General features: G+C 37.5%; 10 protein-coding genes. All 10 read right to left on the bottom strand.

The features are described 5' to 3' along the window. Nucleotides 1-14: 14 nt before the first annotated feature. Nucleotides 15-701, bottom strand: coding sequence for a CpsD/CapB family tyrosine-protein kinase (locus BVG16_RS07085; RefSeq protein WP_198957428.1), 687 nt, complete (start codon nucleotides 699-701; stop codon nucleotides 15-17). Next, on the bottom strand, nucleotides 682-1,446 hold the full coding sequence (locus BVG16_RS07080; protein ID WP_078497830.1) for a YveK family protein: 765 nt from the start codon (nucleotides 1,444-1,446) through the stop codon (nucleotides 682-684). The genes BVG16_RS07085 and BVG16_RS07080 overlap by 20 nt, the downstream gene beginning before the upstream one ends. Before the next feature lie 85 nt (nucleotides 1,447-1,531). Continuing rightward, complete coding sequence (locus tag BVG16_RS07075; protein ID WP_078497829.1) at nucleotides 1,532-3,871, bottom strand: S-layer homology domain-containing protein; 2,340 nt, start codon at nucleotides 3,869-3,871, stop codon at nucleotides 1,532-1,534. A 67-nt stretch (nucleotides 3,872-3,938) separates the two neighbouring features. Continuing rightward, nucleotides 3,939-4,703, bottom strand: a complete 765-nt coding sequence (locus BVG16_RS07070) for a tyrosine-protein phosphatase (protein WP_078497828.1) — start codon at nucleotides 4,701-4,703, stop codon at nucleotides 3,939-3,941. After that, entirely contained in the window at nucleotides 4,700-5,575 is an 876-nt protein-coding gene (locus BVG16_RS07065) for a glycosyltransferase family protein (RefSeq protein ID WP_144027312.1), read from the bottom strand. The genes BVG16_RS07070 and BVG16_RS07065 overlap by 4 nt, the downstream gene beginning before the upstream one ends. Before the next feature lie 248 nt (nucleotides 5,576-5,823). Further along, complete coding sequence (locus tag BVG16_RS07060; protein ID WP_078497826.1) at nucleotides 5,824-7,209, bottom strand: sugar phosphate nucleotidyltransferase; 1,386 nt, start codon at nucleotides 7,207-7,209, stop codon at nucleotides 5,824-5,826. 37 nt (nucleotides 7,210-7,246) lie between these two features. Continuing rightward, nucleotides 7,247-8,575: a UDP-glucose dehydrogenase family protein gene (locus BVG16_RS07055; RefSeq protein ID WP_078497825.1), complete on the bottom strand. Its 1,329-nt coding sequence runs from the start codon at nucleotides 8,573-8,575 to the stop codon at nucleotides 7,247-7,249. Nucleotides 8,576-8,595: 20 nt separating this feature from the next. Then, nucleotides 8,596-9,831, bottom strand: coding sequence for a glycosyltransferase family 4 protein (locus BVG16_RS07050; RefSeq protein WP_078497824.1), 1,236 nt, complete (start codon nucleotides 9,829-9,831; stop codon nucleotides 8,596-8,598). Nucleotides 9,832-9,905: 74 nt separating this feature from the next. Further along, complete coding sequence (locus tag BVG16_RS07045) at nucleotides 9,906-11,006, bottom strand: glycosyltransferase (RefSeq protein ID WP_078497823.1); 1,101 nt, start codon at nucleotides 11,004-11,006, stop codon at nucleotides 9,906-9,908. 34 nt (nucleotides 11,007-11,040) lie between these two features. Then, complete coding sequence (locus BVG16_RS07040) at nucleotides 11,041-11,973, bottom strand: glycosyltransferase (RefSeq protein WP_078497822.1); 933 nt, start codon at nucleotides 11,971-11,973, stop codon at nucleotides 11,041-11,043. Between the last annotated feature and the right edge of the window lie 128 nt (nucleotides 11,974-12,101).

Raw genomic sequence — 12,101 nt, 5'->3', positions numbered from 1 at the left:
CGTGTAATTATCCTCTAATCTTTTTGACCATAGTAGTAATAGTACATATCTTCTTTCTTATGCTTCACGTTGTTCAGCACGACACCAAGAATTCTAGCCCGGACATGATCCAAGCTTGCCTTCGCCTTGATCGCCATATCTCGCTTGACTTTGCCTGAGTGAATAACAAGTACGACGCCATCACATTTGCTTGAAATGATCTGCGCATCGGTTACCGCCAATACGGGTGGCGTGTCAATAATGATAATGTCAAAATTCATTTTCAATTGTTCCAATAGCTCGTTCATCCGCTTAGAACCTAGTAATTCAGATGGATTCGGAGGCAAGGGACCTGACGTGATCACGAAGAGATTGTCAACCTCTGTTGCTTTAATCGCTTGTTGCATTTCGATTTGACCTGTTACGATACTTGATAGTCCCGATTGGTTGGACAAATTGAAGGTATGATGGCATGTCGGTCTGCGCATGTCTCCGTCGATAACAACAACTTTCTTATCCGATTGCGCATAGGATACCGCTAGATTCGCAAGCGTTGTGGACTTCCCTTCCTCAGGACCCGAAGAGGTCACCATAATCACTCGAATCTCTTCATCAATAGATGAAAAATCGATATTCGTTCTTAACGAACGATAGGCTTCTGCTACGGGGGACTTGGGGTTACTCATTAAAATAATAGGACGTTTATTGGTTAATCGTGACAACGTTCGATTCACCTGCCTTTTCGTTCGTCTTCGATGGCGCTCTAGCTTGCTTCATGTCTTCCGCATCTAATGCAGAAATCATCGTTAGAGTCGGTAAGTTCAAATATTTCATGACATCTTGTTCAGTTTTGATCGTGTCATCCAAGTATTCTAGTAAGAATGCGATTCCGACAGCAACCATAAGAGAAACAATAAAACTGATAGCAATATTTAACTTCGGATTCGGTTTAATTGGGCTAGGTACGGGAGATAACGGAGCTTTATTCAGAATCGTAACGTTATCTACCTTGAAAATCTTCGAGATTTCATCTTTGAACACATTAGACACCGCATTTACAACCTCAGCTGCCTTCTCATACGACTCGTCTTCCACTTTAATGGTCATAACTTGCGTATTATTTACGGAGCTTACGGATACCTTCTCCATCAATTCGCTCGCCGTTAATGCGAACTGCGGATAATTCTTGACGACAATCTCCGTGATTGCAGGTGTCTTAATGATTTCTTTATAGGTATCGATTAGTCGTAAGTTCGTATTCACTTCGTTGATATCAATGGTATTCGCAAGATTCTGCTCACTGGATCGGTTCACAATAATCTTCGTGGATGCCTCATATACGGGATTAAGCAGGAAATAGCTTACTAATCCACATGCAATACTAGATACCGCTACAATCGCTATGATCATCCCTAACCTTTTGCGGATGATTTGGTAATACTCTTTTAAGTCTAATTCAGTAGACACAATCCAACCTCCAGTCATCTCATTGTTGATAAAATGAATTCGGCGTCCTCCCTTGAAAGAGAGAACGCCTTGATTCATTTGCGTGTTACTTGATCAGTCGGGAAATCACAACCGTTGATTCAGCACGTGTGGCCGATCCATTCGGATTGAACTTACCGTTCGAACCAATAATTAACCCTTCGTTCACCGCAATCGAAATATCGGATTTCAATGAACCAGGGATTTCTCCTGCATCCGTGAATGCATTAAGAACACTATCATCCGAAGCTGTAGTTGCCTTCGTCAATTTCAACGCTCTTGAAATCATAGCTGCCATTTGTGCACGAGTGATCTCAGCATTTGGCTCGAATTTATCGTTGCCTACGCCATTAATGATGCCCTGCGCTGTTGCTGCAGCAACATAAGGCGCTGCCCATGAATTGTCAGCCACATCCGAGAATTGATTCTTCGCTGTTGTGGATTCCAAATCTAGCGCTTTTACGAGCATTTTCGCAAATTCCGCACGAGTTACTTTAGCTTGAGGATCAAATGTGCCTGTTCCTTTGCCTTCAACGATGCCTTTTGCTGCAACGGCACGAATTTCTTTACCTGCCCAAGCTTCAACGTTAGCGATATCGGTAAAGTTGACTTTGTTCTCCACTACTACATAAGAAGATAACGAATTACGGGATTTGGTAACCGCACTACTGCTTACATTACCACCAAGAATTAACAATTGTCCATCGACAATTTTCGCAATTGTTAAGTATTCGCCATTCACATTTTTGCCATTTAACGGAAGAGAAAGCGTGATCTTATGGTTAAATTGCTCTACGTTTTTGCCGTCTACATTCAATACAAAACTGTATACACTGGATGCAAGCGGAAGATTCGTAACTTTCGTCGCCACATCATTGCTTTCTTTCGCAATGCTAGCGATCGTATCTGCTTTGAATTCGGCTACTGGCAGTCCAAGTACAACACCATTCGCAAGAATACGGATGTTCTCTACTTGATTTTCCAATGCACTTTCAAGCAATTTCTTCGACAGTCTTACTTCAACAGCATCTGTCTTCGTCGTACCCAAATCTAGCGTAATGCTAAGTTTAGGCGCTTTGAAGGCTGGATCAATGGCTTGAGCTTGTTTCACCAGGTTATCATAGGCTGCTTTGACCGCTTTGATGTAAGATACTGCTTTCTCATCCGAGATGGAAAGTACGGATTTGCCATTCTCTACCTTAATAAGCGAAGCCACGTTCAATGTCGAGAGCTTCTCTAAAGCAGCAGCAAATTTCACAGAAAGGCTTTGTGTGGATGATTTAAATGCAGATAGAATGTCATCAAACTTCGGCAATACAGTGTCTGCCACGACTGCAGCGCCACCGCCACTAACAGAACCGCCACCGCTAGAACCTGGTCCAGGGCCTGGGTTAACTTCGCCGGAAGGTACGTTTTCGTCAGTGAAGAAGATGATTTGGTCTTTAAGCACATCTAATGTATTGACCTTCGCTGTAATATGTACCTTTGTACCAGCTTTCGCTGAAGGAATTTTGCCATCGGATACTTTCACTCCGTCTACATACCAGTCAATAAGATTAGAGTATTGTGTGATATATTGTCCCAATCCTTGCAACAAAGAGCTCTTATCCTTCAGTTCAAGCTTCAGTGAGAAATCGCTGCTTGTAATTGTTGATAACGCCAACTCGCTACGAGCCGCTGCAACAGCCATCACGATCGTTCCTTTTTTGAAGTTCTCTTTTCCAATGCCATTTGTAATGTTATCAAATACAAGATTCAATTCATCTTGAGTCAAATCAATGGATTGCAGTGCCTTTGAAACACTGTTTGATCCTGAGTCAATGGTTAGTTTTAGCGCACGGACGATTTCTTTTTTAGCACTTTGCACATCGCCTACTTCGATAGCCATCATGACTTTCTTAACATTTACTTCACCAGTCAATTGCTTAGCAAATGCTTCTACATCTGCTGTGGTGATATCTTGACCTTTTGCGTACTTCTTAAGCTTCGACAATGCTGCTTGGTTGTCTGCTCTTACTTCGCCTAACGTCTTCGCATCACCGAAGGATACAAGCGCAAGGGATTGGAACAATTGCAATGCCTCTTCATCACTTACTTCAGCTGCTTGAAATTTTTCAAGAACAGGTTTGATGGCTTCTACGCCTAGTCCATTGATTGCTGAACGAACTTTCGGTAACACGTCAACATCGAGAATCGGATGTGTCGTATTACTTAGCTGTTCTTTAATAGCTTCCAGCTTCGCTGACAATTGGGAGAATGCATTCTCCACATTCGAGCTAGCGGCATAAGCAACCGAAACGCCTAGTGCTTCTTGTAATCCCTTCTGACTAAGCGGTAGGCCGGACAATGTACTTAATACCATCCCCGCTGCCACTGTGGTCAGAGCGATTTTTTTCTTGAGTTTCATACTGTCACCTCTTTATATATTTTGAAATAGGCTTGCCCGAAGGCAAGCCTATATCAATTCAACAGAATTATTTCCAGAACGCATACCATTTCTTCTGCTTCTGAACCGGCTCCCAGATCTGAATATCCCGGGATTCTAAGATTGCTTGGGCATTATCTTGATAATAAATCGTATAATCCGCGCCCAGCTGTTTACTTATGTATTCATAGGCTCTAGCAAGTTCAAATCCGCGTTGCGTCAAATTATGCGCATCCGATGCGATGAAATGGACCAAATTTCGCTCACACATTTCGAGGGAAATGTCCTTGATCTTCGCGCCAAATAACCCATTTAGCGAGTGCGACGTCATTTGCGCCAAGGCACCTTGCTCGATGAGTTCTTCTAATGCATTTAAATCTTTTAATATTTCTGCATTCCGCTCGGGGTGCGCAATAATAGCGGTAATGCCTAATACGCGTAATTCATGCAACAGATTTGAAATATCATTCGGGATCTTCGACGTCGGAAACTCAATAAGTATATAGTTGGACTCATCAAGCGTTCTGACTTTACGTTGCTCCAAATCCCGAAGAAGTTGGTTGTATACTCGTATCTCTTGCCCTGGAAGTACTTTCAGGGGAATATCTTCAATCGACAACCTCTGATTCAATTGAAGTACTCGGCGCTGAACATCGTCGGCTTCATTATCATATCTGCCATTTGCATGATGTGGTGTGGCTATAATCGTCTTAATCCCCTCAGCCACGGCCGCCTTCGCCATATCAATGGATTCCTCCATGCTTTGCGATCCGTCGTCAATGCCGGGGAGGATGTGGGAGTGAATGTCTATCATATAAGTACCTCACTTGTTGATGAACTTACTTGACTTCTTGCTGAGTAATCCATTATTTCTATCATTTTTATAGCTATATCGTTTACAACATTCTTATCCAGGATCTCAGGATTTCTCTTCGTCATTTGATACTCTACAGTAAAATTAATTGATTTAAGATCACCGAACGATATTACTCTACTATTGGAATAATACTTAGTAACATATGTAATCGTATTTTTATCTTCATTTAATGATCGTCGATCAATAATAACCAGCCGCCGATTATTGTTGATTGCTTCACTTAGTGTTCCCCATCCGGCTTTAGTAACAATGACGTCACTTGCAGCAATATAATTCTGAGATTCTGTGTATTCCTTCGGAATTGAATGAATATTACTTCTACTTACATTTAGATTATTGGATACAACAAATACACATTGCTCATCGTTCCAGAATGCGTTATCCGATAGATCTATATGCAGTCCCATTCCAATACCTACAAAAACAATAGTTTTATCATTATCAGGATTTATTTCATTACGGATTCTATTCACTTCTACTTGATTTGTTTCTCTGCTATAGAACAAAAAATCATATTTAGCTTTTCTTCCCCAATTCTCCTCTTGTTGACCAGCAAGAGCTATAAAGTAATCCATTTTCTGATACGCATTTTCGAGGGAAACTAGTTTCTCGTCAGGAATCAAATCCTTATATGCTGTATACCATGTGAAATTGGATACACCCATTGTCTGAACCCCTATTGCGTCTCCAACCTCAAACGCTAATGGCGAAATATCAGAAATGATAAGGGACACTTCATATTTATCTAAAAAATCAATTTCGGATTGAATCATATGGGGCAATGAATCTTCATAGTTTAACCATTCCATATTAATCTTCTCGATGTCAGGTTCTAACGAATCTAAGCGAAGAAAGTATCCAATATCCGTCTTGACTTCATGAAATATGATTCGTTTTTTATAAGTTTTCGAAAGTGACTGTTGAATGAGTTTCATTGCATGAGAATGGCAAATGATTACATTAATATCCGAATTTAGTTCTAATAACTTCCTTATAATTGCAATACTGCGAGTTGCGTGTCCGTAACCATACTCTGAGATGTAATAGCATACTGTCTTCATGAAATCACTTTTGCCTTTGAACTTTTAAAGTGATTCAGGATATCATCCCATGACGTGCACAAACGTACAAAGTCGGTATCTACGACTTCTTTTCCTGTCTGAACTTCAATGAAATGTAATTCTTGTATAGCTCTAATCGCATGTTTCTTACCTGCAGCAATATGAACAATATCACCAGCCTTAACTCTAGTAATCGATTCATTAAGAATTAATTCACCTTCACCTTGGGTAATGGTCCATACCTCATCACGAAGATGATGATAGTGAAAGGTTGAATTCTTCCCTTCATGAATACAAATTCGTTTAGTTACCATTTCTTCCTGTTGATGCTTCGTATAATCCAATACCTTCGACCATCCCCATACTCTTTCTTCATACATGGGGGACTGATTAAAGGAAGCAATCGCTTCTTTAATACGAGGACTAGCATCTTTATGTGTAACAAGGATTCCATCAGGACTAGCAGCAACTACAATATCCGACGTTCCTAAGATCGTCACGGGAATATCTAACTCATTCACCAAATGGGTATTTATGCAATCATCCGTAATCACACCTTTCCCCATTTGCGTTTCCGACATCTCTTCAGTCAAGGTATTCCACGTACCCAAATCTTTCCAATACCCATCATATGGGAGCACAATAAGCTCATTTGCCTTTTCGACGACTTCGTAATCAAAACTAATATTCGGAAGTAATGGATACTGGTTCAGCATATCCTTAAATCGTAAAGGAAGTCCTTTTTCCTGCAACATGTTTATGAGATAACCCAATCTAAATGCAAATACGCCGCAATTCCAGTAAGCACCTTCAGAAATTAATTGCTCTGCATGCTCTTCAATTGGTTTCTCTGTAAATCGATCCACAATAAAAAAATCACCTTCCGGTGATTGATGTCGTGGGACGATATAGCCGTATTTGGTTGAAGGATACGTCGGCTTTACACCAATTAGCACAAGATCCGCCTTGGATAGATGTAGCACTTCATCGACTTGTTTGATTTTCTGAAAAAACTGATCCTCCACATACGGATCTACAGGTAACACCACTATCGTTTCATCTAGACTCGTTTGCTGCTCCGAATATAAAAACGTTGCAGCTAAAGCAATGGCCGGAAACGTATCTCGACGTTCTGGTTCAACAATTAAAGGGATTTTATCACCGAGTTGCTGATAGATCATTTCAGTTTGTAATTTCGATGTAGCGATGACCGAAGAATCCGATAACCCCGAACTTATTAATTGTGTCCATACGCGTTGTACCATCGATTGATTATTTCCGTTCGAGTCCAATAACACCTTCAGAAATTGCTTAGAACGTGTATCATTTGATAACGGCCATAGTCGTTTACCCGAACCGCCTGAAAGTAATACTATTTTCATACAATCACCTCATCCCACAGGTATATTTGTCTTTCATTTACACGGACTCCAATTGCTTAATTGTGACTATAGGTCGTCTCCCTATTGAATAATATTCCATATCATATTCCTTTACCCGTTCAAGCTCATAGCAGTTGCGCCCATCAAAAATAACAGGTGTCTTCATTAATCGAGCATATTGCTCCAAATTTAATTCTTTGATTTCTTTCCACTCCGTTACAATAATTGCGCAATCACTATCTTTTAATGCTTTTTCTATATTATTTGTCATTTCCACATTATCTGGAAGATGCTTCTTAGCATTATTTATTGCTATTGGATCAAATGCCTTAACCGTTGCACCTAAATCGATCAATTGACGAATAATAACAATTGAGGCTGCTTCACGCATATCATCCGTGTTCGGTTTAAAAGCAAGCCCTAACACAGCAATGTTCTTTCCTCGTAAGGTTCCGAACCGTTCTAATGCTTTATGTACGAGCATGGATTGTTGATGCTTGTTCACTTCAATCACTGATTTTAACAATTCGAAGTTATGATCGTGATTCGCAGCAATCTGAGTCAAGGCCTTCGTATCTTTCGGAAAGCAAGAACCCCCATAACCAATTCCCGCCTTCAAAAACAAAGAGCCAATACGTTTATCTAATCCCATGCCTTGGGATACAGACTCAATATCGGCCCCTACTTTTTCACAAATATTAGAAATTTCATTTATAAAGCTAATCTTGGTTGCTAAAAATGCATTTGATGCATATTTAATCATTTCAGCACTTCTCACATCAGTTCTATACACTGGAACACCAAATGGTGTGTTGATTTCTTCAATGACTTTAGCAGCATCATCGGAATCTGCACCAATCACAATTCTATCTCCATGAAACGTATCATGCACCGAAGAACCTTCCCGTAAGAATTCTGGATTAGAAACTATATCAACTTGCAAATCTACTTTGAGTTGCTTCTCAATTATATCTCTAATGTAGTAATTGGTTCCTACAGGTACCGTACTCTTAGTCACAACAATGATGTCTTTCGATATATTCTCAGCTATATCCCGAGCAACCTGATCAATAAATGTTAAATTCGCTGAGCCATCCTCATTCTCTGGAGTGCCTACCGCAATATATATTACATCCGCCTGTGCAAATCCATCTCTATGATTCGTCGTAAAAAACAAACGGCCTTCGGCTATATTCTTAATCATTAATTCATCTAACCCTGGTTCAAATATAGGTGAAATCCCTTTACGCATACGTTCAACTTTGGCTTCATCGATATCAATACATGTAACGACGTGGCCTATATGGGATAATGCTACGCCTGTCACAAGACCAACATAACCAGTTCCAACGACAGAGATTTTCATATAACGCACCGTCCTTCCAACTATAGTTGTAGTAAGAGCTCACGGTATTTGGCAATTGAATCTTCTCTCTTCAAATGCTTATCTAGATATATTCTTCCGTTAGCACCTAATTGTTCTCTTTGATCTTCACTAAATGCGAATAATTGGTTAATTGCATCAATAATTCCATCATAATCTTGTGGTTCAACGACCACCCCACAATGACTCGCTTCAATTAATATTTGAGCCTCGCTACCTTGTTCTAGTACGCCCAGGATTGCTTTCCCTGCAGCCATAACACCATAGATCTTACTTGGAACAGATACGCCCTTGATTCCTTTCTGATTAACAACAAGATGTACGTCTGCAGCATTCAAAGAATACTTAATAAATTCCTTGAGTTGAAATGGAATAAATAAGACATTCTTGATATTTTGCTCATTAACGTAGCTTTGCATCTCTTTCTTGACAGCTCCATCACCAACAAAGATGAATACAATATCCTGATTATCCTTAAAATGTTTCGTAACTTTAATGATATTCTCTAAATCGTAATACAATCCAATGTTACCTGAATACATGATGATGAATTTATTCTCTAGTTGATACTCTTCAATAAAAGAAGCAACGTGCTTCTCAGCTTTATCCAAAGGTACGATATCTTTCTCATCAGTCCAGTTATTAATAACGGAATGTTGGGGAATAGTCCTTCCAGTAAACCTGTTTTTTAACGTTTCTGCCATATCATGGCCAACAAGAATAACGTGATCTGAATAGCGACAATTCAGATTATCTACTTTCCGAGCCATATTGAAGATGAACTGCTTATCCATATAACTTACCGCTTCAGCTTGCTCGGGATTAAAATCTTGTATGTTGTATACATGCTTAGATCGCTTCAGAAATTTCCCAATAGAACCAATAAAACCACCTAAAATAGGTGGCTGAGATATGGTATAGATAATATTCACTTTTTTCTCTCGTAACAACGCGATCAAAGCTAATGTAAAGTACAACCCAATATTTATCAGACGACTTACTTTAGAAGTCTTATCCACTTTCGGTAATCGAAGACGAATAATTTTTATGTCTTCAAGCTCATCACATTCAAATAATCTTTGACTTCCTTGATCCTGAGAGAATTCAGGTTGTGAGGCAATCACCGTGATTTCAAAATCTTGTTGAAGATCTAAGCATAGTTCCGTTAATAACTGACCCGTTGAAGCAAAGTCAGGATAGAACGAATTTATTACGAATACAATTTTCTTTTTTGTCATTGAGACTCCTCACCCTGAAAGAAACCATTAAATTATAAATCACAAAATATACGATAACCTAAGCCTATATATTTTCAAACCATATTATGACTTAAAAAATCCTCATGTATTAATTTAATATAATCAATATACCCCTTTCCATTGTACCCTTTAGTATTTAAGTTTTGCTCAATAGCTCTTAATTCACTCATATAAGATTCAATACTTGTAATAATCGATTGTACATCGTATGGGTTAAAATAAATTGTTTTCTCTGGGCATAACTCATGTGCATAAGGTAAATCAGCAGCTATTATATCTAATCCTGCTTCTTGAGCCTCTATTAGTGGTAATCCAAGTGATTCTGTCAAAGAAGGAAATATAAGAACATCGACATTTTTATATAAAGTAAACATACTTTCGTGTTCAATTTTTCCTATACACTTTATGAATTCATTACTTTCACCTTTTATAGTTAAATAGAGAATAGCTTTTCTTTTATTATTACTATTGTATATTTGAAATGCATCTATTAATCTTTTATTATTTTTATACTTTTCAATATTTGTCACATATAAGAATTTAACATGATTATTTGTCAAATCTTTTTCAACTATGGGTGGTAACGAGTTATTAGTTTTTGATATATTGCTTACTACTGGAGGTAACACAACTATCTTTCCAACATATTTATATTTAGATAATAACGCATCTCTCATCCAATTTGTTTGAACAATAATCGTATTATTATAGTTAATTTGATTCTTTAGCATTGCACTATACAAAACAGAGTATTTTATAATATTTTTAAACTCAATGTCACCTTTTTTAAGCTTTGTGAAAGGAATGGCTTGATGAATTAAACAATATTGCATAATATCTTTAATCTTTATACCTATATTTTGAAGTGATAAATAAGAACTTATATTAAATTCTTTTATGATACTTTTTAGAATATATCTTTCAAAATACCATTTATGAAAAATACTTTTTTTAGGAAAAGGTCGGTAAATTATATTACAACAACCGCTATTAAATACTTCCATTTCTCTCACAGAAACAAGAACAAAAAGTTTTATGTGAGATTCATCCAGAAATCTCTCATTGGTTTTGATATCTACCAAAAAGTTTCTTAATACGGTTAAGCTTCCACGTGAATCCAAGGCAGTTGCATTAACCAATATATAATTTTCCATCTTGATGCTCCCTAAAAATAATTAAATTACTATTTTATCTGTATATCATCGATTTGATAATGAGCTTAACTTTCTTATATAACCCAATCCTCTTCAATATAACTCCTACATAGTTATACATCTTCATGTCATAGCATTTAGCAAAACTCATTACCACCCTCTCATCTTCTGTTATATTTTCTATATGTGGAATACTCTCATTAATATTATTAGTTACATATTCTTTTCTAAAGGAACCATGTGTCCCTTCTCCTATCATTCCAATATTACAAATAAACGACGAAGTAGGATAAACTGTGTACATTTCTTTTATTAATTGGTTATAACACCATCGTACAGCCCAAGAATTAATATACCCTTTTTTTTGATCACTTAACATCCATCGCATATCGTTACCACACCGATTTATTTTACTTCTATATTTTTTTTGGGATACTTGATGATAATTATTTATGTTCCAATCAATATTTATCCAGCGATCTTTCCAAGTTGCCCATCCCCAAGAGCATGCGCGCATTGTTAAATATATATCGTGTTTATAATCTGGTGGGATAGCAAGATTAGGAGTAAATCCAGAGATCGACCAAATTGTTTTATTCTCTTCATAAAAATCCAAACAATTATTCATATACGTCAAAAATAATCTTGAAGTTATTAAGTCATCTTCAAGTACAATTACTTTGTTTTGTGCTTTGATTATTTCGTTCACACCATTTATAATCGAATTTGCTAATCCTTTATTATACCTTTGTTCTATAATGGTAACTTGTTTGAATCCCGAAATATTAGAGATAAGAGTTCTTACATCATTTACTCTTGAAACTTCGTTCGAATTTTTAGGAGCATCTGAGAATATTATAAGTTCACTTTGTTCTGCCAAATCATTTTTTCTTAAAGCATCTAATGTCCTGCGTGTTTCATCCGGTCTGTTGTACACAAACAATATTATTGGTGCAAGACTTCTCATTATAAATAACTCCCAACTTCTTATTTTAAAACTATTAATTGAAAGAATATCTTCAAAACTATTGTGTAACATAGACGGTTAAATAATTATTTTTTATTCATTGATTTCCTTATTAGAAATTATTTTTT

This window comes from Paenibacillus selenitireducens, assembly GCF_002021565.1.
Classification (GTDB): Bacteria; Bacillota; Bacilli; order Paenibacillales; family Paenibacillaceae; genus Paenibacillus_K; species Paenibacillus_K selenitireducens.
This window is presented reverse-complemented; position numbering and strand designations above follow the sequence as displayed.